Annotated in this window: 18 protein-coding genes and 1 pseudogene; 2 read left to right on the forward strand and 17 right to left on the reverse strand. The window is 74.1% G+C overall.

The window, feature by feature from the left end:
• Positions 1-174: 174 nt before the first annotated feature.
• The 17 genes and pseudogenes from ACFOYX_RS06695 to ACFOYX_RS06775 all read right to left on the reverse strand — a co-directional run bounded on the left by ACFOYX_RS06695 (position 175) and on the right by ACFOYX_RS06775 (position 19,310).
• Entirely contained in the window at positions 175-1,242 is a 1,068-nt protein-coding gene (locus ACFOYX_RS06695; protein WP_322439911.1) for a polyprenyl synthetase family protein, read from the reverse strand.
• On the reverse strand, positions 1,239-2,633 hold the full coding sequence (locus ACFOYX_RS06700; protein ID WP_322439912.1) for an alkaline phosphatase family protein: 1,395 nt from the start codon (positions 2,631-2,633) through the stop codon (positions 1,239-1,241). Before ACFOYX_RS06700 ends, ACFOYX_RS06695 begins: the two co-directional genes overlap by 4 nt.
• Positions 2,630-3,829: a metabolite traffic protein EboE gene (gene eboE, locus ACFOYX_RS06705; protein ID WP_322439913.1), complete on the reverse strand. Its 1,200-nt coding sequence runs from the start codon at positions 3,827-3,829 to the stop codon at positions 2,630-2,632. Before eboE ends, ACFOYX_RS06700 begins: the two co-directional genes overlap by 4 nt.
• Complete coding sequence (locus ACFOYX_RS06710; protein WP_109804698.1) at positions 3,829-4,680, reverse strand: TatD family hydrolase; 852 nt, start codon at positions 4,678-4,680, stop codon at positions 3,829-3,831. Before ACFOYX_RS06710 ends, eboE begins: the two co-directional genes overlap by 1 nt.
• The gene (locus ACFOYX_RS06715; RefSeq protein WP_109804697.1) at positions 4,680-5,303 is read right to left on the reverse strand and encodes an EboA domain-containing protein; all 624 of its coding nucleotides are present in this window, start codon (positions 5,301-5,303) and stop codon (positions 4,680-4,682) included. The genes ACFOYX_RS06710 and ACFOYX_RS06715 overlap by 1 nt, the downstream gene beginning before the upstream one ends.
• A gap of 13 nt (positions 5,304-5,316) precedes the next feature.
• Positions 5,317-6,237 (reverse strand): sugar phosphate isomerase/epimerase family protein, encoded by a 921-nt coding sequence (locus ACFOYX_RS06720; RefSeq protein ID WP_322439914.1) that lies wholly within the window; start codon positions 6,235-6,237, stop codon positions 5,317-5,319.
• Positions 6,234-7,121, reverse strand: a complete 888-nt coding sequence (locus ACFOYX_RS06725; RefSeq protein WP_322439915.1) for an SCO3242 family prenyltransferase — start codon at positions 7,119-7,121, stop codon at positions 6,234-6,236. The genes ACFOYX_RS06720 and ACFOYX_RS06725 overlap by 4 nt, the downstream gene beginning before the upstream one ends.
• Positions 7,105-8,265, reverse strand: coding sequence for an inositol-3-phosphate synthase (locus tag ACFOYX_RS06730; protein ID WP_322439916.1), 1,161 nt, complete (start codon positions 8,263-8,265; stop codon positions 7,105-7,107). The genes ACFOYX_RS06725 and ACFOYX_RS06730 overlap by 17 nt, the downstream gene beginning before the upstream one ends.
• Before the next feature lie 424 nt (positions 8,266-8,689).
• Positions 8,690-9,901 (reverse strand): Gfo/Idh/MocA family oxidoreductase, encoded by a 1,212-nt coding sequence (locus tag ACFOYX_RS06735; RefSeq protein WP_322439917.1) that lies wholly within the window; start codon positions 9,899-9,901, stop codon positions 8,690-8,692.
• A gap of 20 nt (positions 9,902-9,921) precedes the next feature.
• Positions 9,922-10,974, reverse strand: coding sequence for a substrate-binding domain-containing protein (locus tag ACFOYX_RS06740; protein WP_109804727.1), 1,053 nt, complete (start codon positions 10,972-10,974; stop codon positions 9,922-9,924).
• A gap of 91 nt (positions 10,975-11,065) precedes the next feature.
• Positions 11,066-12,187 carry an ABC transporter permease gene (locus ACFOYX_RS06745; RefSeq protein ID WP_322439918.1) on the reverse strand — a complete coding sequence of 374 codons (1,122 nt, stop codon included), beginning with the start codon at positions 12,185-12,187 and terminating at the stop codon, positions 11,066-11,068.
• A gap of 43 nt (positions 12,188-12,230) precedes the next feature.
• The gene (locus ACFOYX_RS06750) at positions 12,231-13,742 is read right to left on the reverse strand and encodes a sugar ABC transporter ATP-binding protein (RefSeq protein ID WP_322440008.1); all 1,512 of its coding nucleotides are present in this window, start codon (positions 13,740-13,742) and stop codon (positions 12,231-12,233) included.
• Positions 13,743-13,959: 217 nt separating this feature from the next.
• Positions 13,960-15,138, reverse strand: coding sequence for an ROK family protein (locus tag ACFOYX_RS06755; RefSeq protein ID WP_322439919.1), 1,179 nt, complete (start codon positions 15,136-15,138; stop codon positions 13,960-13,962).
• Between the two features lie 388 nt (positions 15,139-15,526).
• A pseudogene (locus ACFOYX_RS06760) lies at positions 15,527-16,609 on the reverse strand (YihY/virulence factor BrkB family protein).
• A gap of 62 nt (positions 16,610-16,671) precedes the next feature.
• A complete protein-coding gene (locus ACFOYX_RS06765; RefSeq protein WP_322439920.1) occupies positions 16,672-17,481 on the reverse strand; it encodes an ABC transporter permease in 810 nt (269 codons plus the stop codon).
• A 12-nt stretch (positions 17,482-17,493) separates the two neighbouring features.
• Complete coding sequence (locus tag ACFOYX_RS06770) at positions 17,494-18,294, reverse strand: ABC transporter permease (protein WP_377533845.1); 801 nt, start codon at positions 18,292-18,294, stop codon at positions 17,494-17,496.
• 83 nt (positions 18,295-18,377) lie between these two features.
• Complete coding sequence (locus ACFOYX_RS06775; protein ID WP_322439922.1) at positions 18,378-19,310, reverse strand: ABC transporter ATP-binding protein; 933 nt, start codon at positions 19,308-19,310, stop codon at positions 18,378-18,380.
• Positions 19,311-19,647: 337 nt separating this feature from the next.
• On the opposite strand from ACFOYX_RS06775, the gene ACFOYX_RS06780 reads away from it, so the two are divergent.
• Positions 19,648-21,933 (forward strand): TRAP transporter permease, encoded by a 2,286-nt coding sequence (locus tag ACFOYX_RS06780; RefSeq protein ID WP_377533836.1) that lies wholly within the window; start codon positions 19,648-19,650, stop codon positions 21,931-21,933.
• Positions 21,930-22,949 (forward strand): TAXI family TRAP transporter solute-binding subunit, encoded by a 1,020-nt coding sequence (locus ACFOYX_RS06785; RefSeq protein ID WP_322439923.1) that lies wholly within the window; start codon positions 21,930-21,932, stop codon positions 22,947-22,949. Before ACFOYX_RS06780 ends, ACFOYX_RS06785 begins: the two co-directional genes overlap by 4 nt.
• Positions 22,950-23,072: the final 123 nt, after the last annotated feature.

Here is a 23,072-nt window from a genome sequence, read left to right on the forward strand (position 1 = left end):
GGCGGGGCCGCACGCGTCCGAAGTCGGGGCGGCGCGTCGCCGGCCCGGCGCGTCGGAGGTGGCGCAGGTCAGCCGATGGTCGGCAGGTTCCGGCAGCGGTCGCGGGGAAAGCGGGGCGCCACGCGCAGCACCACGTCACAGCCCGCCGCGCTGGTCCGCGCAACCAACTGCCGGTCAGTGTCGGCGGTACACCGCGCGGGCCGCCAGGTCCGCGAGCGCCGACAGCGCCGGCTCCGCCAGGGACTGCCGGTCCAGCGCGGCCCGCGCCTGCTCCGCGCGTACCCGGATCATCCGCTCCACCTGCTCCCGGGCCCCGGTGGCCTCGATGAGCTCGCGCAGCTCGGCGGCGCCGGCCGCGTCCAACGCCGGGTTACCGAAGAGGGCCCGCAGCCGGGCGGACCCGGCCTGGTCGGTGGCGGCCCGGGTCAACGCCATCAGCACCGTGGGCTTGCCCTCGCGCAGGTCGTCCATGGTGGACTTGCCGGTGACCGCCGGGTCGCCGAAGACCCCGAGCAGGTCGTCGCGGAGCTGGAAGGCGTCGCCGAGTGGATCGCCGAACTCGGCCAGGGCGGCCACCGTGGCCGGGTCCGCGCCGGCCAGGGCGGCCCCGATCTGCAACGGCCGGGTCACCGTGTACCGGGCGGTCTTCATCCGGATCACGGTCAACGCGGTCGCCACCGAGCCGTCCCCGACGGCCGAGACCAGGTCGAGGTACTCCCCCGCGATCACCTCGGCGCGCATCAGCGCGAAGACCCCGTACCCCCGGCGGAGCTGCTCGGCGCCCAGGCCGCAGCCGTGGAACATCTCCTGCGACCAGGCGATGCAGAGGTTCCCGCAGAGCAGGGCGGCGCCCCGCCCGTACGCCTCGGGGTCGCCCCGCCAGCCCGACCGGGCGTGCAGGTCGGCGAAGTGCCGGTGCACCGTGGGCTGGCCGCGCCGGCGGTCGCTGCCGTCCAGGATGTCGTCGTGGATCAGCGCGAAGGCGTGGAACAGCTCCAGCGCCGCCGCCGCGCCGACGATCGGTGGCCCGTCCGCCCCGCCGAAACCGCGCCAGCCCCAGTAGCAGAACAGGGGCCGCAGCCGCTTGCCACCGGCCAGGACGAACCGGCGCAGGGCGGCGTGAACGGCCCCCGGAACGCCGTCCGACCGACCCGGCCCCCGCCGCTGCAGGAACGCCGCGAGTTCCGCGTCGAAACGCGCCCGCAGCAGGGCCGGGTCGGTCGGTACGACGGTTATGGTCATGGCGCCTCCCGGGCCAGTCCGGCGAGCTGGAGCAGCAGCGCCTTCACGTCGGTCGCGGCCAGCCGGTCGCGGGCGGCGGACGGGTCCGAGCAGAGCAGCACCGGCCCGTCCGCCGGGTCGGCGGGCAGCCGGCCGTGCGAGCCGCGGACCGCCCGAGCGCCGACGTCCAGCCCGACCACGCTCATCAGGTAGCGCAGGCCGAGCTTCTTACGGGCCAGCGCCACCGCGGCCCGGCGCTTCGCCGCGCCCGGCGCCGCCGGGTCGAAGAAGAGTTCAGCCGGGTCGTACCCGGGCTTGCGGTGGATCTCGACCAGCCGGGCGAAGTCGGGGGCGCGGGCCTCGTCGAGCCAGTAGTAGTAGGTGAACCAGGCGTCCGGCTCGGCCACCAGCACCAGTTCGCCGGAGCGGTCGTGGTCCAGCCCGTACCCGGCCTGGCCGTCGGCGTCGAGCACCTCGGCCACCCCCGGCAGCCCGGCGCAGAGCTTCGCCACCGCCGGCACGTCGGCCGGGTCCTTGACGTAGACGTGCGCCACCTGATGGTCGGCGACCGCGAAGGCCCGGGACGTCCACGGGTCGAGGTACTCCATGCCGGCCTGGGTGTAGACCCGCAGCAGTCCCTCGGCGCGCAACAGCCGGTTGACGTCCACCGGCCGGGACACGTCGGTGATGCCGTACTCCGACAGCGCCACCACCGTGGCGTCCTTCACCCGCGCGGCGTCGAGCAGCGGGGCGAGCACCGCGTCCAGCTCGGCCGCCGCCGCGGCGGCCCGCGGCGAGTTCGGGCCGAAGCGTTGCAGGTCGTAGTCCAGGTGCGGCACGTAGACCAGGGTCAGGTCGGGCGCCTGGTCGGCCAGGATCCGCTCGGCGGCCCGGCAGATCCACCGGGACGACGGCAGCCCGGCGCCCGGCCCCCAGTAGGTGAACAGCGGGAACGTGCCGAGCGCCTCGGTGAGGACGTCGTGCAGCTCCGGCGGGTCGGTCCAGCAGTCCGGCTCCTTGCGACCGTCGGCGTGGTAGACCGGGCGCGGGGTGACCGTCCAGTCCACGTCGGCGCCCATCGCGTACCACCAGCAGACGTTCGCCACCGTGTAGCCGGGCTCGACCCGGCGGGCCGCCTGCCAGAGCTTCTCCCCGCCGACCAGCGCGTGGTGCTGCCGCCACAGCAGCACCTCGCCGAGGTCCCGGAAGTACCAGCCGTTGCCGACGATCCCGTGCCCGGAGGGCGGCTCGCCGGTGAGGAAGGTGGACTGGACCGAGCAGGTCACGGCGGGCAGCACGGTGCCCAGCTCGGCGGCGAAGCCGGCCTCGGCCACCGCCCGCAGCCGGGGCATGTGCGCGAGCAGGCACGGGGTCAGCCCCACCACGTCCAGCACCACCAGCCGCCGGCTCATCGCCGTACCCCCGTCCCGGCCGGAGTCGCGGCGGCGAGGCCGACGGCGACCAGCTCGTCGCGGGCGAAGGCCAGCTCGGCGGCGATCCCGGCGGCCAGCTCCGGGTCGGTGCGCGGCCGCCGCGCCGCCGGCAGCACCCCCCAGGTGTACGTCTCGACGTCGAGGTGGTCGCAGCCGGCGGTCGGGCCGGCGAACAGCCCGGCCAGGGCGGCCCGCAGCACCGGCAGGGTGGAGCGCAGCGGCGGCTCGGGCGGCGCGTGCAGCGGCACGTGGTAGTGCACCCGCCACGCCCCGGGCAGCCGCGCGTCGAGGGCGGCGTCCAGGTCGTCGGCCGCGTACGCCGGGTCGGCCGGGTCGGCGGCGGACGCGCAGCCGGCGGCGCGGGTCTGGTGCAGGAAGCGGGGCTCGACCCAGTGGCGCAGCGCCTCGGTCGAGCCGCCCGGGTCGGCCGCCTCGACGGCGGCGGAGACCTGCACCTTGACCACCGGCAGTCCGGCCGACGCCAGCCGGCCCAGCGCCTCGGCCGGCTCCTCCCAGGCGCACGCCAGGTGCGCCAGATCGAGGCAGATCCCGAGCCGGTCGGTATCCATGGCTGACAATACCGCGCTCGCTTGTCCCGTGGACTCCACAATGCACCCCGGTTCCGGTTCGAAACCGACCCGGATCGGCCGGCCGGTCTCCCGCTCGACCGCGGCGAGCCCGGTCGCCAGCTCGGCGAGCCGGCGCCGGGCGGCGTCGGCCCGGTCGGCGTCCCACGGCTCCCGCCAGGCCAGCGGCAGGGTGGAGACCGAGCCCCGGGCCGCGTCGTCGGGGAGCAGGTCGGCCAGCACCCGGGCCAGGTCCAGGGTGTACGCGAGCCGGTCGCCGGTGGTCCAGTCCGGGTGGTAGACCGCGCCCTTGACCACCGGGGCCTGGAAGGAGGCGTACGGGAAGCCGTTGAGGGTGACCACCTCCAGCCCGCGTACGGTCAGCTCGGTGCGCAGCCGCCGGCGCAGCGCCGGGTCGGCGGCCAGCTCGGCGGCGACCGGGGCGGCCAGCCAGAGCCCGAGTCCGAGCAGGTCGGCGTCGAGGGCCCGGCGCACCGGCACCGCGTAGCGGTCGAGCTGGGCGAGGATCCCGGCCAGGTCCTCCGCGGGGTGGACGTTGGTGCAGTAGCCGAGGTGGACGGTGCTGCCGTCGGCGTGCCGGAGCCGCATCACTCGCCCCCGCGCAGGATGGAGTTGCCGGCGAAGGTGACGCCGGGCGCCGCCAGGTCGCTGAGGTCGAGCCGGCCGGACTGGCCGTAGAACTCCACCGGATTGCGCCACAGCACCTGGTCGACGTCGTCCCCGGTGAAGCCGGCGAGCAGCATCGCCTCGCCGGTGGCCCGGGTCAGCAGCGGGTCGGAGCGCCCCCAGTCGGCCGCCGAGTTCACCAGCATCCGCTCGGTCCCGTACGTCCGCAGCAGCTCGACCATTCGCGGCGGCGTCATCTTGGTGTCGGGGTAGATGGAGAAGCCCAGCCAGCAGCCGGTGTCCCGGACCAGCTTCACGGTGACCTCGTTGAGGTGGTCGACCAGCACCCGGCCCGGCTCGATGCCCGACTCGGCGACCACCGCGAGGCTCCGCTCGACGCCCCGCGCCTTGTCCCGGTGCGGGGTGTGGACCAGGGCGGGCAGGTCGTGGGCGACGGCCAGGGCGAGCTGGCCGGCGAACGCGGCGTCCTCGGCCGGCGTCATCGAGTCGTAGCCGATCTCACCGACCGCCACCACGCCGTCCTTGTCCAGGTAGCGCGGGAGCAGGTCGAGCACCGGGTGGCAGCGCGGGTCGTTGGCCTCCTTGGGGTTGAGCGCGACGGTGGCGTGGTGCCGGACCCCGAACTGCCCGGCCCGGAACGGCTCCCAGCCGATCAGCGAGTCGAAGTAGTCGACGAAGCTGGCGGCGCTGGTGCGGGGCTGACCCAGCCAGAACGCCGGCTCCACCACCGCGCGTACCCCGGCGGCGGCCATCCGCTCGTAGTCGTCGGTGGTCCGTGACGTCATGTGGATGTGCGGGTCGAAGATGCGCATCACGCCTCCCTGGCGGTGGTCAGGTCCGAGCCGGCGCCGAGCCGGTCGAGCAGGTCGGTGGCGTCGGCGGGCATGGCCCGGCCGGCGGCGTGCCGCTCGGCCGCCAGCGCGGCCAGCATCGCGCCGAGTTCGCCGTCCGCGCGCCCGTCGAGGTCGTCCACCACCGCCAGCGGTACGCCGGTGAAGACGCACTTGAGCACCGCCTGCCGCCAGGCGGACTGCTCCAGGTGCCGGGCGTACGGGCCGAGGGCGGCGGCGACCAGCCGGGTGTCGTTGGTGCGGATGGCGTCGTGCAGCAGCGGTACGCAGGCCGCGCCGATCGGCAGCAGCGGCAGCGCCCGCAGCACGGCCCGCTTCTCGGCCGCGTCGCCGTGCCGGTAGAGGGTCTCCGCCGTGGCCGCCGCCTGGTCGGCGGGGAGCGCGGTGAGCAGCAGCGCCCGGGCGGCCTCGTCGGCGGTCCAGCCGGGCGGGTCGGGCAGCGGTCCCCGCCCGCAGCGCCGCGCGGCGGCGGGGAACAGCCGGGCGATCGCCGCGGGTTCGGCCGCGACGCGGCGCAGCGCCGCGTCCAGCCACTGCGGATCGGGTACGCCCCGCAATGCGGCGCGCAGTCGGTCGGGTGTCATGCCGTCTCCCCTCTCAGGTACGTGGTGCGCCGCCGCCCTTCTCGGCCGCCCGGGCGGCGGCGTGCAGGAACTCGATCGAGCCGGCGGCCACGGTCGGTGCGGCGTGCGAGTGCCGGGGCAGTTCCACCGCGACCAGGCCGCGGTAGCCGGCGTCGGCGAGGGCGCGCAGCACCGGCGGGAAGTCGATCTCACCGGTGCCGAACTCGAGGTGCTCGTGCACGCCCCGGCGCATGTCGTCGATCTGCACGTTGACCAGGTGGTCGGCGACCGCCGCCACGCAGTCCGGCACCGGCGTCGGCTCCAGGCAGCGACAGTGTCCGATGTCGAGGGTGATGCCGAATGCGGGTGGCGCGTCGAGCGCGGCCCGCAGCCGCCGCCAGCCGGCGATGTCCTCGACCAGCATTCCGGGCTCCGGCTCGAAGCCGAGCGGCACGCCCGCGGCCTCCGCCTCGGCGCAGACGGTGGCGCAGCCGGCCACCAGCCGGTCCCACGCGACGGCCGCCGGGACCTCCGGCGGGCGTACCCCGGCCCAGTACGAGACCGCCTCGGCGCCCAGGTCGGCGCCGATCCGCACCGCCCGGCGGAGGAAGTCGACCCGCCGGGCCGGGTCGTCGTGCAGCAGCGTCGGGGCGTGCTTGTGCCACGGGTCGAGCAGGTAGCGGGCCCCGGTCTCGACCACCGTGGCCAGGCCGAGCGCGGCCAGCCGGCGGTGCACGGCGGCGACCCGGCGGGCCAGCCCGGGCGCGAACGGGTCCAGGTGGTCGTGGTCCAGGGTGAGCGCCACCCCGTGGTAGCCGAGGTCGGCGATGACCGCCAGCGCGTCGAGCAGCCGGTGGTTGGCGAAGCCGTTGGTCCCGTAGCCGAATCGCAGCCCGGTCGGGCGGAGCGGCACGTCGGTCGCTCCGGCCGGCCCCGGTGCCGCGCGCCCGGTCATGTCGGCGACACCAACCGGGCGAGACGGCGCCCGAGCGGGGCGGCGGCCGCGACGGCCAGGCCGAGCAGCCGGGCGCCGGCCCGGGCGGTCAGCGCGCCCTGCAACGCGGGCAGGCCGGTGATGCCGGCGGCGACCGCGGCCCGGACCCGGCCGGGCGACGGGTCGGCCACCACCCTGGCCTGCGCGGCGCCGTACCGGGTGGCGTAGCCGGCGGCGAGCGCGACCGGGACCGGGTCGGCCCGGCCCAGCGCGGTCGCCGCCACGACGGCGGTGCCGGCGAGGGTGGCCCGGGGCAGCCGCCGGTCGGTGCCGGTGACCTCGCGGCGGGACAGCTCGGTGACCGTCCAGGTGTGCGCGGCCACGGTCAGCGCCGCCGGCAGCGCCCGGGCCAGGCGGGTTCCCGCCGAGCCGCCGGCGCGGCGGCCGGCCGGAGCCGGGCCGGCGGAGGTGGTGCCGAGCAGCACGTCCAGGCCCCGGCAGGCGGCCATCACGGCGGGACCGGCCGCGGTGTTCTTGGCCAGCAGGTCGTACCCCCAGATGGCGGTGGCGAGCGGCACCGCGACGGCCGCCGCCCGCCGGCCCCCGGCGGCGGTGGCCAGGGCGAGCCCGGCGGCGGTGAGGCCGGCGGCGAGCCCGAGCGCGGCCGGCGGGCTCACCCGGCCGGAGGGGATCGGCCGCTCCGGCCGCTCCACCGCGTCCAGGCGGCGGTCGGCCCAGTCGTTGGCCGCCATGCCGGCCCAGTAGAGCAGCACCGACGCCCCGGCCAGCGCCGGCGTCCGGCGGTCCAGGACGCCGGCCGCCGCCGCGCCCGCCAGCACGTCCCCGGGTACGGAGAGCGCGGCCGGCGCCCGGACCAGTTCGGCGAGGTCAGCGAGGCTGGCCATCGGCGCCTCCCCGGTGCAGGCCGGCGACGAGGTCGCGCAGCAGGGCCCACTGCTCGACGAGCGAGTGGGTCGGGGCGTCGAGCGGGTCCTTGAAGAAGAAGGCCAGCTCGGGGAGGGGGCCGCGCCGCCCGGCGGCGTGCGCGGCGGCGGTGAGCCGGGCCAGGTCGAGCACCAGCGGGGCGGCCAGCGCGGAGTCGCAGCCGTGCCAGGTGAACTCCATCCGCATCCCGGTGCCCAGGAAGCCGGCGAAGGTGATCAGGTCCCAGGCGGTCTTGAAGTCGCCCAGCTCCTCGACATGGTCGATCCGGGTGTCGCCCTGCGGCAGGTAGCCGAGCGTCTCGCCGAGCACCCGCTGCTTGCTGGCCACCTTGGCCGCGTTCGCCGCCGGATCGGCCAGGTTCGCGCCGTCCCCGCCGCCGAGCAGGTTCACCCCGGACCAGGACCGGACGGCCAGGTGCCGCATCGCGAACATCGGTGCCAGCACCGACTTGACCAGCGTCTCCCCGGTCTTGCCGTCGTGCCCCGCGTACGGCAGGCCACGCTCCGCGGCCAGCGCCGCGAGCGCCGGCAGCCGGGCCCCGGTGGACGGTGTGAAGTCGACGTACGGGCAGCCGGCGGTGAACGCCGCATACGCGTACAGCGAGCTGGGCGGCAGCACCTCGTCAGGGCCGGCCAGCGCGGCCCGCAGGGCCACCAGGTCGGCGTGCGCCGGGTGCGCGACGGCGGCCGGCTCGGTGGCGCAGACGTTGACCACCACCACCCGGTCCAGCCCGTGCCGGTCCCGGAAGTCGGTCAGGTCCCGCGCGACGGCGGCGGCCCGGTCGGCCTGGGTGCCCCCGGCCGGGGCGGGGCGCAGCGCCCGCTCGACCTCGTCCAGTTCCCCGGCGAGGGTGTCGACCAGCCGGCCGGGCAGCACGCCCGCGGTGGCCAGCGCCTCGGCCCGCTTGATCAGCGGGGTCGCCACCACGTCGTGGCCGCCGAGAACGAGATCGGCGAAGGCCGGCAGGGCCGGACCCCGCAGCTCGGGCAGCTCGGTGACGCAGCCGGTCGGGCCGGTGAGCCCGGCCCGGAGGGCGAGCGCCCCGACGATGCTGGTGGTCGCGACCGAGCCGCGCGCCCCCATCAGCCAGATACCCGTACGCATCGTGCTCCTTCCCGTGGAACCTCCGTGCCGAGATCTCGCTGGTCGTCAATGTGCGGATGGGCCCCGTCCGCCCGTGGCGTCCCGGGGTTGCGCCCGGGTCCGGCGGCGAAGTCGGCGGCAGCGCGCCGGACGGGGTCCCGGGCGGGTGTGGGCGGACGGGGCTGGCAGGCCGGGTCGGTCGGCGTCCCGGTCCTGCCTGCCCCGCGTCGCCGGGTGGTACGCGTCCGCCGGTGCGGCCGGGGAATCCCGGTCCGGCCGCACCGGACGGCCGTGCTGCTCGTGCCGCACCGGAGCAGCTCCGGTGGCACGCCCTCCGGGGCCGGCCTCGTCCCCGCCGCGGGGCGCAACCGCGGCCGGTCCCTCGCCGGCCGGCTCCGGAAAGTCGATCGGGCGGCGCCGGCGGGTCGGCCGGCGCCGCGACGGGTCAGGCGGCCAGCTCGGCCGCCACGGCCGGCTCCACCTCCGTCCAGGAGGAGCCCAGCTCCGCCGAGCGGGTCACCGCGTCCAGCACGAGCTGGACCTGCAACGCGTCGGCGAAGGAGGGGGTCGGGTCGATGCCGGTGGCGACCGCCTCGACGAAGTCCCGCATCTGGTGGGTGAAGGAGTGCTCGTAGCCGATGATGTGGCCCGGCGGCCACCAGGCCGACATGTACGGGTGCTCCCCCTCGGTCACCAGGATCCGGGTGAAACCCTGCTCGGCGGCGGGCCGGGTGGCGTCGTAGAACTCCAGCTCGTTGAGGCGTTCCAGGTCGAACACCACGCTGCCGAGCGAGCCGTTGATCTCCACCCGGAGCGCGTTCTTGCGGCCGGTGGCGAACCGGCTCGCCTCGTACGTGGCCAGCGCGCCGCCGTCGAGCCGGGCGACGAAGACCGCCGCGTCGTCGACGGTGACCGTGCCGGTGGCCCGGCCGTTGCCGTCCGCGTGGGCGGCCAGGCCGCTCGACCCGGCCGGCAACGGCCGCTCCTTGACGAAGGTCTCGGTCAGCGCGCTGACCCCGCTGATCCGCTGCCCGGTCACGTACTGGGTGAGGTCGATGATGTGCGCGCCGATGTCGCCGAGCGCGCCGGAGCCCGCCCTGTCCCTCTGCAACCGCCAGACCAGCGGGAACTGCGGGTCCACGATCCAGTCCTGCAGGTACGCCGCCCGGACGTGCCGGATCACACCGAGCCGTCCGTCGGCGACCAGCTGCCGCATCATGGTGACCGCCGGCACCCGGCGGTAGTTGAACCCGCACATGGCGCGTACCCCGTCGGCCCGGGCCCGGGCGGCGGCGGCCGCCATCAGCCGGGCCTCCTCGACGGTGTTGGCCAGCGGCTTCTCGCAGAGCACGTGCTTGCCGGCGGCCAGCGCGGCGATCGCGATCTCGCAGTGGCTGTCACCCGGCGTGCAGATGTCGACCACGTCGATCTCGTCGGACTCGACCAGCCGCCGCCAGTCGGTGGTGTGCCCCTCCCAGCCGAGCCGGTCGGCGGCGTCGGCCACCTTTCCGGCGTCCCGCCCGCAGATGAGCGACATCCGGACCCGCGCCGGCAGGTCGTACACCCGGTTCACGGTGCGCCACGCCTGGGAGTGCGCGGCGCCCATGAACGCGTAGCCGACCATGCCGACCCGCAGGTGTCTGTCGTGAGTGGACAAGGTGGGTCTCCCCCCGTGTGTCAGAACCCGAGCTTCAGGTAGTTGCCCGCGTTCTCCTTGGTGATCGTCTCGGAGGCGAGCACGATCTCCTTCGGAACCTGGAGTTCCACCAGGTCGGACATGCCCTTCCCCTGACCGATGAGGCGGGCCAGGGAGATGGCCGAGGAGGCCATCGACGGGCTGTAGGTGACGGTGGCCTTGAGCACCGTGTTGTCGGCCTGGATGTCCTCCATCGCCTTCTTCGAGCCGGCGCCGCCGACCATGAAGAACTCCTTGCGGTTGGCCTGGTTGACCGCGGCGAGCACACCGATGCCCTGGTCGTCGTCGTGGTTCCAGAGCGCGTCGAGCTTCGGCAGCGCCTGGAACAAGCCGGTGGCCGCCTGCTGGCCGGAGTCGGCGGTGAACTCGGCCGGGCGGCGGTTGGCCACCCGCAGGCCGTTCGCGGCGAGGGTGTCGGCGAAGCCCTTGGAGCGTTCCTGGGTCAGCTCCAGCGAGTCGATGCCGGGGATCTCACCGATCACCGGGTTGCTGACCCCCTTGGCCTTGAGCTGCTCGACGATGTAGGTGGCGGCGGCCACCCCCATGCCGTAGTTGTCACCCTTGATCTGCAGGCGGTAGGCCTTGGGGTCGGGGAAGGCCCGGTCCAGGTTGACCACGGGGATGCCGGCCTTCATCGCCTCCAGGCCGAACGCGTTCAGCTCCTTGCCGTCGTGCGGCAGCAGCACGATCACGTCCGGCTTCTGGGAGATCAGGGTGGACAGCGCGGCGCGCTGGGCCGCCGCGTCCGCGCCGGCCTCCACGCTCTTGAACTCCACGTCGGAGTACGCCCCGGCCTGCGCCTTGGCGTTGTTGGTGATGGCGGCGATCCAGCCGTGGTCGGCGGCCGGGGCGGAGAAGCCGATGGTCACCTTCTTGCCCGGCTCGGCGTTGCCACCGGTTGCGGCGGCCTTGGTCTGCGCCTCGGTCGGCGTCGCCTCGTTGCTGGTGCAGCCGGCGAGCACGACGCCGGCGGAGAGCGCGGCCCCGCCGAACAGCAGCCGGCGGCGCGACAGGTCGCGACTGTGCTGGGTCATGACGACCTCCATGGATGAGGTGGTGGGGTGAAAATGGGTGTGCTGGTCCCGGCCACCGTCGCTGTCGAGGTGGCCGCCGGTGTGCGGTGGGTCAGGTGGTGGTGGCCCGGTTGCGGCCGAGGAACTGGGTGAGGCTCCGGAACTGCACCTGCTGGATCAGGACGGCGGCCACGATGATGCCGCCCTTGACCATGTTCTGGGCCTCCGTGGAGAGGCCGTTGATGGCGAAGAGGTTGGTGATGGTGGAGAAGATGACCACCCCGAGCAGGGAACCGATGATGGTGCCCCGCCCGCCGCTGAGCAGCGTCCCGCCGATGATGGCGGCGGCGATCGCGTCCAGCTCGTAGAGGTTCGCCATCGCCGCCTGCGCGGAGGTGGCCTGCGCGGTCAGCATGACCGCGGCGATGCCGCAGCAGAGGCCGGACAGCGCGTAGAGGTACAGCGTGTGCCGCCGGACGTTGATGCCGGCGAGCCGGGCGGCCTCCGGGTTGCCGCCGACCGCGACGGTGCGGCGGCCGAAGGTGGTCCGGTTGAGCAGCACCCAACCGGCGACCACCACCGCGGCGAGGATGTAGACCAGCAGCGGGATGCCGAGCAGTTCGGTGCTGGCGATGCCGTTGATGAAGCTGTTGTTCGAGACCTGGGTCTGCTTGTCGGAGATCTCGGCGGCGAGCCCCCGGGCAGCGACCATCATGGCGAGCGTGGCGATGAAGGGCACCAGCCGCCCGTACGAGACGAGCAGGCCGTTGACCACGCCGACGGCCAACCCGACGGTGAGGGCACTGAAGATCATGCCGCCGGCGCCGTAGCTCTGGGTGGCGACCGTGGTGGCCCAGACGCCGGCCAGGGCGACGATCGCGCCGACCGACAGGTCGATGCCGCCGCCGATGATCACGAAGGTCATCCCGACGGTGACCACGCCGACCACCGAGGCGAGCTTGAGGATGGTGAGCGTGTTGCCCCACACCCAGCTCGCGTTCCCGTACAGGTCGGGCCGGGTGAGGATGCCGATGACGACGAGCACCACCAGGGTCGCCAGCAGGCCCAGGTTGCGCTTCGCGCCCTCCCCGCCGTCGCCCCGCCACCAGGAGAGCCGGCCGGGCGCGTCCGACTTCGCGGTCGCCGCCGCGGTCTCCGCCGGATCCACCGGCGGCGACTGCGCCGGCAGGTCCGCCGGCCGCTCCGGCGTCGCCGTGGGACTCATCTCGCTCATGCCGCCGCCTCCGTCCACACGTCGATTCGCTCGCTGCGCTCGCTCATGCCGGCGCACCTTCCATGAGGGACCCCGCCATGACGAGGTCGAGCACGGTGTTCTCGTCGAGTTCGCCGGCCGGGGCCTCGCGGACCACCCGGCCCTCCCGCATCACCAGGACCCGGTCGGCCAGCCCCAGCACCTCGGGCACCTCGCTGGAGACCAGCAGCACGCCGACGCCCCGCGCGGCCAACTGCCGGATGACCTGGTACAGCTCGGCCCGGGCCCCCACGTCCACGCCCCGGGTCGGCTCGTCGAGCAGCAGCAGCCGGGTGTCGCCGAGCAGCCAGCGCCCGACCACCACCTTCTGCTGGTTGCCACCGGACAGGGTGCGCACCGGCCGCCGGACGTCGCGGGGCCGCAGCTCCAGGGAGTCGGCGATCCGGTCCGCCTCGGCCCGCTCCCGTCCGGTGTCGGTGAAGCCGAGCCGGGCGTACCGGCCGAAGGTCGCCAGGGTGACGTTGCGGTAGATCGACTCGCCGAGCAGCAGCGCCTGGCTCTTGCGCTCCTCCGGGGCCATCCCCATGCCGGCCCGCACCGCCGCGCCGACGCTGCCGGGCCGCAGCGTCCGGCCGCCCATCCGGACCGTGCCGGCCTGCGCGCGGCGGGCGCCGTAGATGGTCTCCAGCAGCTCGGAGCGGCCCGAGCCGACCAGCCCGGCGACCCCGACGATCTCGCCGGCCCGCACGGTCAGCGAGACGTCGGCGAACTCGCCGGACCGGGTGAGGCCGTCCACCCGCAGCAGCTCGGCGCCCGCCGGGTCCGCGGCGGGGCGGTCCGGGAAGACGTACTCGATGCTCCGGCCGGTCATCCGGGCGACCAGGTCGCGGGTCGGGGTGTCGCGCGCCGGCAGGTTCGCCGCCGTGGTCCGGCCGTCCTTGAGTACGGTCACCCGGTCGCCGATCTCGCGGATCTCCTCCAGCCGGTGCGAGATGTAGATGACCGCGATGCCCTGCGCGGTCAGCTCCCGGATGATCCGGAACAGGTTGCCCACCTCGTCGTGGGCCAGCACGGCGCTCGGTTCGTCCATGATGATCAGTCGGGCCTCGTGGGAGAGCGCCCGCGCCATGCTGACGACCTGCTTGCCGGCGGCGGGCAGCGCCCGGACCATCCGATTCGGCGGGATCTCCGGGTGGCCGAGGCGGCCGAGGATCTCCCGGGTGCGGCGGGCCATCCGGCCGCGGCGGACGAACCCGAACCGGCGCGGCTCGTGGCCGAGGAAGGCGTTCTCCGCGACCGACAGGTCCTCGACCAGGTCAAGCTCCTGGTAGATGGTGGCGATCCCGGCCCGCATCGCGGCCTGCGGGCTGGCGAAAGCCGCCGGCTCGCCCCGCCAGTGGACCTCGCCGGAGTCCGGCCGGTGCACCCCGGAGAGCACCTTGATCAGGGTGGACTTGCCGGCGCCGTTCTGCCCGAGCAGGCAGTGCACCTCGCCCGCCCGCACCTCCAGCTGCACCCCGTCCAGCGCGCGTACGCCGGGGAAGGTCTTGACCACGTCGGTGAGGCGCAGGACCACCTCCCCCGCGACGGTGTCCGCGGGGGCCTCCACCAGCGGCGTCCTCGTCACGACGGCCTCCTCGCTCCTGCTCGTCGGCGGTCCGTCCCGGTCGGCCGATTCCCCCGTGTCCCCGGCCGGACCGGCGCCCGGGACGACCGGATCGTCGTCGCGCGCGGTCATGACGCCTCCCCGGCTCGCGGCTGCGGGGCTCGCAGGCCCGGCTCGCTCCTCGCGGTCATGACGCCTCCCCGAAGGCCAGGTCGCTGGCGAGCACGGCCGCCCCCGCGACCCCGGCGCGCGGGCCGAGCTCGGACAGGACGACGGGCAGGTTGCCGGTGGCCAGCGGCAGCGACCGGCGGTAGACCACGCTGCGGATCTCGGCGAGCAGGATGTGCCCGAGCTGGGCGAGCCCGCCGCCGATCACGATCATCGACGGGTTGGTGAAGCTCACCAGCCCGGCCAGCACGCCGCCGACCCGCCGGCCGCCGTCGCGGATGAGCTGAATGCAGGTGACGTCCCCCTCGGCCGCCCCCTGCGCGACGTCCAGCGCGGTCAGCGCGCCCCGGGCGTCGAGCCGCTCGGCGAGCGCCGGGGAGATGCCGGCGCGGGCCGCCGCGGTCGCCTCCTTGGCCAGCGCGGCGCCGCTGAACAGCGCCTCCAGGCAGCCCAGGTTGCCGCAGGAGCACATCGGACCGTTCGCATCGACCTGGATGTGGCCGATGTCCCCGGCGCACCCGTCGGTGCCGCGGTACACCTCGCCGCTGAGGTAGATGCCGCAGCCGATCCCGGTGCCGATCTTGATGAACAGGAAGTCGTCCACCGAGTGGGCGACCCCGCCGTGCCGCTCGCCGATCGCCATGATGTTGACGTCGTTGTCGACCACCGCCGGGCAGCCGTGCTCCCGGGTGAGCAGCTCGCGGACCGGGAAGCGGTCCCAGCCCGGCATGATCGGCGGCGAGACCGGCACGCCGTCGCGGAAGCTCACCGGCCCCGGCACGCCGATGCCGACCGAGTCGAGCCGCTCGTACGCGCCGTCCACCTTGGCCTTGTGCAGCAGCTCGTTGACCCGCTGGAGGGTCACCTTCGGGCCGGAGCGGATGTCTGCCGGCTCGGTGTAGGCGGCCACCGGTTCGAGGCGGCCGTTGACCACCTCGACGTCGATCGAGCTGGCGCCCAGGTCGACCGCGGCGAAGCGCAGGTGCGGGCTCAGCTCGACCAGGGTGGAGCGCCGGCCACCGCGGGACGCGGCCAGCCCCGCCTCGGCGACGTAGCCGAGGCCGACCAGCCGTTCCAGCTCGGCGAGGAGGCGGGGGCGCGGCATCTGCAACCGGTCGCCGAGCTCCGCCCGGGACACCGCTCCCTCGTCCCGGAGCAACCGCAGCAGCCGTACGTGCAGGGGGTCCACCGTCCGCACCGGGACTCACCTCCGCATCGGAGTCGTTCACATCGACGCAACGGCGACGTGTCGTGTCCGACACAGTAGGAGCCTTCCGGGCCGCATGTCCATAGCTTCAGCGCGATCCGACCCAAACTTTTGTCCATCTGAGCAAAAGCGCGTAGTGGATCACGAAAAGCGGGCGGTTCCGGCCCAGCTCACCCCACCGCCGCCCGTCGGCGGGGCGGCCGGCACGACGATCGACGCCGGATCGGCGAGATGGCGCGATCCGCCGACACCGCCACCTCGCCGACCCGGAGCCGATCTCCCGGACCCGGCCCGGCGAACCGGGCGGGCACCGGACGATGGACGTGCGACCGCCCCGCCGCGACGGGCGCGGCGGGGCGGGGCGGTCGACGGGGTCGGATCAGCGACGGGCGTTGCGCTTCTTCTTCAGCTTGCGGTCGTCGCGCAGCTCGACGTAGGGCTCCTCCTCGGCCGGGTGCCCGGCCTCGATGGCGCGCCCGCGCTCCAGCTCGGCGTCGAACTCCGCGCCGAGCAGGATCGCGATGTTGCTCAACCAGAGCCAGACCAGAAAGATGATCACGCCGGCCAGCGCCCCGTAGGTCTTGTTGTACGAGCCGAAGTTGCTGACGTAGAGGGCGAAGAGGCCGGAGATCACCAGCCAGATCACCACCGCCAGCACGCCGCCGGGGCTGACCCAGCGGAAACCACCGTGCCGCGCGTTCGGCGAGGCCCAGTAGAGGATCGCGAACATCAGGCTCACCAGGATCAGCAGCACCGGCCACTTGGCGATGTTCCACACCGTCACGGCCGTCGAGCCCAGCCCGATCGCGCTGCCGACCTGCTCGGCGAGGCCGCCGGTGAAGACCACGATCACCGCGGCGGCCAGCAGCAGCACGCCGACCAGGGCGGTCACCCCGAGCCGGATCGGCAGGGTCTTCCAGATCGGCCGCCCCTCCGGCACGTCGTAGATGGTGTTGGAGGCGCGCATGAAGGCGGCGATGTAGCCGGAGGCCGACCAGAAGGCGGCGAGCAGACCGATGATCGCGGCGATGCTGGCCAGGCCGCCGGAGGCGCCCGCCTGCTCGATCGCGGTCTCGATGATCTCGCGGATGTTCTCCTGAGGCACGGCCTGGTTGACGGTGTCCTTGACCCCCTCGGTGGCGCGGGTGCCGAGCAGGCCGAGCACCGAGATGAGCACCAGCACGCCCGGGAAGATCGAGAGCACCCCCTAGTAGGTGAGCGCGGCGGCCCAGTCGGTCAGGCTGTCTTCCTGGAACTCCCTGACCGTGCGCTTCAGCGCGGCCTTCCACCCGGCGCCCGGCAGCTCGGTCGGGCTCTCCGGCCCGTCGTCCGGACCGACCGGCCCGCGGTTGCGCCCACGGCCGGCCTCCCGGCCCGCCCGGTCACCGCCACGGGCCGCGGCGGGTTCTCCGCGGTCGGCACGGTCGCGCCCGCTGCGGGCGGAAGTCTCGTCGGAGGCCATCGCCACTCCCTCGTCGTCGGCGTCGCCCTGCACATGCCCCGCGAGAGCCGGTGATTAACCAGCTACTTGTAGAGCAACCTCCCCATCCGTCGGGATGCCACCAACAGCCCCACCCCGGTCAGGACCAGCAGATACGCCACGTCGAGCAGCCACGACCAGCCGGTCGCCCCGACGGAGATGCCCCGGATCAGGTGCACCGACCGGTAGAGCGGGGTCAGCTCGACCACCCAGCGCAACACGGCCGGATACGCCTCGGCCGGAACGAAGGTGCCGGAGAAGAGGAAGAGGGTGAACTGGGCGGAGCCCATCAGGTCGAAATCCTGCCAGCTGCGCATGAACGTGGCGACGGCCATGCCGAGCGCGCCGAACGCGAAGCCGACCAGCACCGCGGCCGGGAACGCGGTCACCGCCCGGCCCACGCTGGTCAGGTCCATCACCACCATGACGACCAGGAAGGCCGCCGAGTAGAGCGAGCCCCGGATCATCGCCCAGCCCAACTCGCCGAGGGCGATCTCGAACGGCTGCACCGGGGTCGCGATGATCCCGTCGTACAGCTTCATGTACTTCATCTTCCCGAAGAAGTTGAAGGTGGTCTCCGCCAGCGCGCCGGTCATCGCCGACGAGGCCAGCATCGCCGGCGCGACGAACCCGGCGTACGAGACGACCCGGCCGCCCGGGAGGGTGAGGTCGCCGACCAGCGCCCCCACCCCGATGCCGATGGAGAAGAGGTAGAGCACCGGCTCCAGGAAGCCGGAGATGAGCACGAGCCAGTAGGCGCTCTTCAGCGCCGCGAGGTTGCGCTCGGCGACCGAGGCCGACCGGCGGGGCGCTCCCTCGAAGCTGACCAGCCGGGGCAGGACGAGACCGACCACGACACCCCTCCCCTAGACGACGAGCTCGCGGCGGAACGCGCGCCGGGCCAGCAGCCAACCGGCGATCGCCCAGGCGGCGAGGTAGAGCAGGTGACCGGGGACGGACCACTGCGGCGCCACCCCGAGCGTGGCCGCCCGACAGAGGTCCACCCCGTGCCAGAGCGGCGTCGCGTACGCCAGCTGGCGCAGCCCCGACGGCAGCGACTCGACCGGGAAGAACACCCCGGCGAAGAGCGTCATCGGGATCACCGCGAAACGGAACAGCAGCGCAAGATAGCTGTCGCTCGGCGCCCAGGCGCTGAACGCGAAGGTCGGCGCGGCGACCGCCAGGCTGAGCAGCAGCACCACCGGCAGCACGGCCACCGCCCACGGCGAGCGCACCGCCCCGAACAGCGCGGTCACCAGCAGGAACGCGGCCGTGCTGGTGAACGCCCGGAACAGCACGAAGGCGAGGTGGCCGGCGAGGATGTCCCCCACCCGCAGCGGCGCCGCGGACTGGGCGAAGTAGGTCTTGATCCAGCGGAAGTTGCTCAGCACCGGCCAGGTCGACTCGCCGATCGCGACCTGCATCGCGGTGGAGGCGATCAGGCCCGGCACCAGCCAGTCGAGGTAACGCACGCCGCCGACGCCCTGGTCGACGTACGCCCCGACGCCGAAGCCGAAGCCGACCACGGTGAGCACCGGCAGCAGGAAGGACGAGAAGACCCCCGCCCGCCAGGTCCGCCGATAGCCCACCAGGTAGTGCGCGAGCACCGCCAGCGCCGGCACCCGCGGCAACGCCGGCCGGACCCGCCCCGCCACGCTCACGTCCACCACCCCCGCTCTCCGCCCACCACGGCCTTCCTACCTCCCGGGTACGACAGACCGCCCGCCACCCTACGACGGTCCATAGGCCGTCAGTCCACCAACGTCCGGCCGGTGAGGTGCAGGAACACGTCCTCCAGGCTGCTGCGCCGGACCAGGACGCTGGCCGGGACGAGGCCGAGCGCGGTGACCTCGGCGACCGCCGCGTCGCCGTCGGCGACGTAGAGCAGGATCCGGTCGGGCAGCACCTCGACCCGCTCCCCCAGCCCGTCGAGCTTGCCGGCGAACGCCTCCTGCGAGTCGGCGGCGAAGCGCAGCTCCACCACCTCCCGCGTGGAGTGTTGCTCGATCAGGGCGCGGGGCGAGCCCTCGGCCACGATCCGACCGCCGTCCATCACCACGAGGCGGTCGCAGAGCTGCTCGGCCTCGTCCATGTAGTGGGTGGTGAGCACCAGGGTGACGCCCTGCTGCTTGAGCCGGAACAGCCGCTCCCAGACCAGGTGCCGGGCCTGCGGGTCGAGCCCCGTGGTGGGCTCGTCGAGCAGGACGATCTCCGGGTTGTTGACCAGCGCGCGGGCGATGGTCAACCGGCGCTTCATGCCGCCGGAGAGTGGCTCGACCTTGCTGTCGGCCCGCTCGGCGAGCTGGACGAAGTCGAGCAGCTCGGCCGCGCGCTCGCGGGCCACCCGGCGGGGAATGCCGAAGTAGCGGGCGTAGGTGGTCAGGTTCTCCCGGACGGTCAGCTCCGGGTCCAGGTTGTCCAGCTGGGGGCAGACGCCCAGCCCGGCCCGGATCGCCGGGCCGTCCCGGACCGGGTCCATGCCGAGGATGCGCAGCTCCCCGCCGCTCGGCGGGGAGATGCAGCCGACCATGCGCATGGTGGAGGACTTGCCGGCGCCGTTCGGCCCGAGGAAGCCGAACGCCTCGCCGGGTCGCACCTCGACGTCGATGCCGTCGACGGTGGTGAAGTCGCCGAACCGCTTCACCAGCCCCCGAGCCTGGATGAGTGGTTGAGCAGTGGTCACCGGCCGACCCTAGCCGCCGGGTCCGACAGCTTCGACCGGATTAGTCGCCGCGGACGCGCGGCACCCACGACACCACGCGGAGTGCTGTCCGCTACGCCGCGTGAGCGACCTGACGGTCTCGCCGGGAGCCGACCGTCGGGGCGAATCCGGCTCATAGTGGAAAGGTCCTGTTCGGACTCGCGCGACGCGGGAAGCTCGCTCCGGATTTTTGCGCGGACTGCGGCGGGGAAGTCAGCCCGACAAACGGGTGCGCTGAGTGACTGCCAGCCGATTTCCATGACTTGCCGCAATCACGAGGGGCAATGCGTGGTGTACGGATTTCGCGTATGTTCCCCTCGTGTCGCCCGTTCGTTCCTCCGACGGCTCTCCCCCGCGGCCCCGGCCTGCCAGCTCCCGCGAGGCGACGCCTGCGCCCAACGCCGCCCTGGTCGCCCTACCGCCGGACGACGCAGCGGTCGGCGACCCTGCCTGGGCCGACGACGGGCCGACCAGCGCCCACTCCGACACCCGCGAACTCGCCGCCCGCTTCGAGGACGAGAAACCGGGGCGCGTCCTTTCCGGACCGATCGGGCTGCTGTTCACCGGGGCGACGCTGGCGATCGCACTGCTCGCGCTCTGGCAGGTCTTCTTCCCGCTCCCGCAGGGCAGCAAGTATTACCTGATCATCTTCCTGACCGGCATTCTGCCGATGGTCTTCCTCGCGTACCCGGCGGACCTGCGACTGCCCCGCCGGCACCGCCCGACGGCCGACGCCCCCGGCGCATCGGCCGACGGGCCCGCCGTACCGGCCGACGGGGCGGCTACGGGGGCCGGCACGGCGGCGGGCCGGGCGGCGCAGGGGCCCACCCCGGCCGACCGGGCGCTCGCCGTCGCGGCGCTGGTGAGCTGCCTCTACCCGGTGCTACCGGTCACCCTCGGCGCCGGCGGTGGGGGGTACGACGCGTTCCTCGACCGGCAGGGCCTGCTCGTCCCGCTGGACGTCGCGATGGGCACCGTGCTGCTGCTCCTGCTGCTGGAGGCGTGCCGGCGCACCACCGGGTGGATCCTCCCCGCGGTCTGCCTGCTCTTTCTGGCCTACGGCTACTACGGCGGGCTGCTGCCGCAGTCCTGGCCGGTGGCCCACGCCGGCCTCGACTTCGGCCAACTCGTCGACGCCTTCTACAACTCCGACAGCGGCTTCTACGGGACGCCGCTGGACGTCGCGGCCTCGTACATCGTGCTCTTCACCATCTACGGCGCGGTGCTGGACCTCTCCGGGGCGGGCCGATTCTTCGTGGAGCTCTCCGCCGCCGCCTTCCGGCGCTCCCGGACGGCCGCCGGGCGCACCGCCGTCGCCTCCGGTTTCCTGCTCGGCACCGTCTCCGGATCGGGTGCCGCGACGACGGTGAGCATCGGCGCGGTGACCTGGCCGATCCTGCGCCGGGCCGGCTACCCGGCCGAGCGCGCCGGCGGCATGCTGGCCGCCGCGGGCGTGGGGGCGATCCTCTCCCCACCCACCCTCGGCGCGGCGGCCTTCATCATCGCCGAATACCTGGGCGTGTCGTACCTCCAGGTGCTCGGCTGGGCGACCGTCCCGACGGTCCTCTACTACCTCGGCATTCTGCTCTCGGTCGAGATCGACGCCCGGCGCTCCGGCGTGCGCCCGGTGGTGATCGACACCGGCTCTGCCTGGCGGCTGCTGGCCCGCTTCGGCTACCACTTCCTCTCGCTGCTCGTGATCATCGTGTTGCTCGCGCTCGGCATGTCCGCGACGCGGGCCGTAGTGGCCGCCACCCTCCTGGCCGCCGCGCTGTCCTTCCTGGACCGGCGGCACCGGCTCACCCCCGCCCGCCTGGTGGCCGCGCTCAGCGGCGGCGTGCGCGGGGTGCTCGCAGTGACCGCGGTCTGCGCCGCCGCGGGCATCATCACGGCGACCACCACCAAGACCGGCCTCGGCCCGCAGGCGGCCGCGCTGCTGGTCGGCGGGGCGCAGGCGGTCAGCTCGGACCCGGCGGTGGTGCTGGCGCTCACCGCGCTGCTCGCCGCGATCGCGCTCAGCCTGCTCGGCCTGGCCGTGCCGGTCACCGCGTCGTTCGTGATCGGCTGGGTGATCATCGGCCCGGCCCTGCTCAACCTGGGCGTCGCCGCGCCCGCCGCGGCGATGTTCGTCTTCTACTTCGCGGTCCTGTCCGAGGCCTCCCCGCCGACCGCGCTCGCGGCGGTCGCCGCCGCCGCGGTCACCGGCGGCCGGCTGGTGCCGACCATGTGGCAGACCCTCCGGTACGCCCTGCCGGCCTACCTCATCCCGATCGCCTTCGTGATCACCCCAGCCGGCCTCGGGCTGCTCGGCATCGGCGGCCCGGGGCGGATCGCCGTGGCCGGAGCGGTCGTTGCGCTCAGCGTCGCCGTGCTGGCCGTCGCGGCGGGCGGCTGGCTGCCCGGCGTCGGCCCGGCCGGCCCGCCGGAGCGGCTGCTCGGCGCACTCGCCGGCCTGGCGCTGCTCTGGCTGGAACCCGTACCCGTCACGGTCGGCGCCGTCCTGGCCGCCGCGACGGTGGCGGTTGTGCTCGTACGACGCGGCGCCGCCGGCCGGGCCGACGCGCCGTCGACATCACCGGCGAACCAGGGGGAGGAAAGATTGTGAGACGGATCGACGTGCGGATCGCCGCGGGGGTGGGCGCGCTGGCCCTTGTCGCGGCGGGTGCCGCCGGATGCGGGGGCCGTCAGGACGGCGCGGCCAAGGACGACGCCTCCAGCGAGGTCACCTGCAAGGTCACCGAGAACACCCGGGTCGGCATCGCCACCGGCAACGCCACCGGCGTCTACTACGTGGTCGGCAACGCGTTGGCCGGCCAGCTCTCCGCGGCCACCGGCGGCAAGCTGACCGGCACCGCCGCGGAGACCGGCGCCTCGGTGCAGAACGTCGAGCAGTTGGTCGGCGGCCAGTACGACGTCGCCTTCTCGCTCTTCGACACGGCGGTCAACGCGGTGCAGGGCAAGGGCAGCTTCACCGCCCCTCAGCCGGTCGAGGCGCTCGGCCGGATCTACGACAACTACACCCAGGTCGCCGTCCGGGCCGACTCCGGGATCACCTCGGTCGCGGACATGAAGGGCAGGAAGATCTCCACCGGCTCCCCCAAGTCCGGCACGGAGGTCATCGCGAATCGGCTGCTGGAGGCCGCCGGGTTGGACCCGGCCAAGGACATCCAGGCGCAGCGGCTCGACCTGACCAAGACCGTCGAGGGCATGAAGGACGGCAGCATCGATGGCTTCTTCTGGTCCGGCGGGGTGCCCACCGGCGGGGTGACCGACCTGTTCACCACCGCCGGCGACAAGGTGAAGTTCATCGACATCACTCCGCTGCTGCCGAAGATGACCGAACTCAACCCGGCGTACCAGGCCGGGACGATTCGCGCGGACGTCTACCGGACCGCGGCCGACACCCCCACCATCGTGGTGCCGAATGTGCTGCTGGTCCGCAAGGACCTCGACGCGAACGTCGCCTGCGCGATCACGAAGACGGTCTTCGAGAAGAAGGACGCCCTCGCCCAGGCCAATCCGGCCGCCAAGGGCATCAGTCTGGAGAACGCCCGCAAGACCGACCCCGTGCCACTGCACCGGGGCGCGGCCAAGGCGTTGCAGGACCTCGGCGCGAACTGATCCACCCGGGCCGGGTCCGGCCGTCCCGTCCGGGCCCGGCATCGCGGCCGGGCGCTCGCCCCGGTCGCGCCAGGCCCGCCCCCGGCACCCGGTTCACTGGCGGCTCGGCTCCACAGTGGGGTA

This window comes from Micromonospora sp. GCM10011541, assembly GCF_042650725.1.
Taxonomy (GTDB): Bacteria; Actinomycetota; Actinomycetes; order Mycobacteriales; family Micromonosporaceae; genus Micromonospora; species Micromonospora sicca.

Coding starts and splice junctions, on each gene's coding strand:
- ACFOYX_RS06695 (WP_322439911.1), bottom strand. CDS start 1,242: ATGACCATAACCGTCGTACCGACCGACCCGGCCCTGCTGCGGGCGCGT.
- ACFOYX_RS06700 (WP_322439912.1), bottom strand. CDS start 2,633: ATGAGCCGGCGGCTGGTGGTGCTGGACGTGGTGGGGCTGACCCCGTGC.
- eboE (WP_322439913.1), bottom strand. CDS start 3,829: ATGCGGCTCCGGCACGCCGACGGCAGCACCGTCCACCTCGGCTACTGC.
- ACFOYX_RS06710 (WP_109804698.1), bottom strand. CDS start 4,680: ATGCGCATCTTCGACCCGCACATCCACATGACGTCACGGACCACCGAC.
- ACFOYX_RS06715 (WP_109804697.1), bottom strand. CDS start 5,303: ATGACACCCGACCGACTGCGCGCCGCATTGCGGGGCGTACCCGATCCG.
- ACFOYX_RS06720 (WP_322439914.1), bottom strand. CDS start 6,237: ATGACCGGGCGCGCGGCACCGGGGCCGGCCGGAGCGACCGACGTGCCG.
- ACFOYX_RS06725 (WP_322439915.1), bottom strand. CDS start 7,121: ATGGCCAGCCTCGCTGACCTCGCCGAACTGGTCCGGGCGCCGGCCGCG.
- ACFOYX_RS06730 (WP_322439916.1), bottom strand. CDS start 8,265: ATGCGTACGGGTATCTGGCTGATGGGGGCGCGCGGCTCGGTCGCGACC.
- ACFOYX_RS06740 (WP_109804727.1), bottom strand. CDS start 10,974: ATGACCCAGCACAGTCGCGACCTGTCGCGCCGCCGGCTGCTGTTCGGC.
- ACFOYX_RS06745 (WP_322439918.1), bottom strand. CDS start 12,187: ATGAGCGAGATGAGTCCCACGGCGACGCCGGAGCGGCCGGCGGACCTG.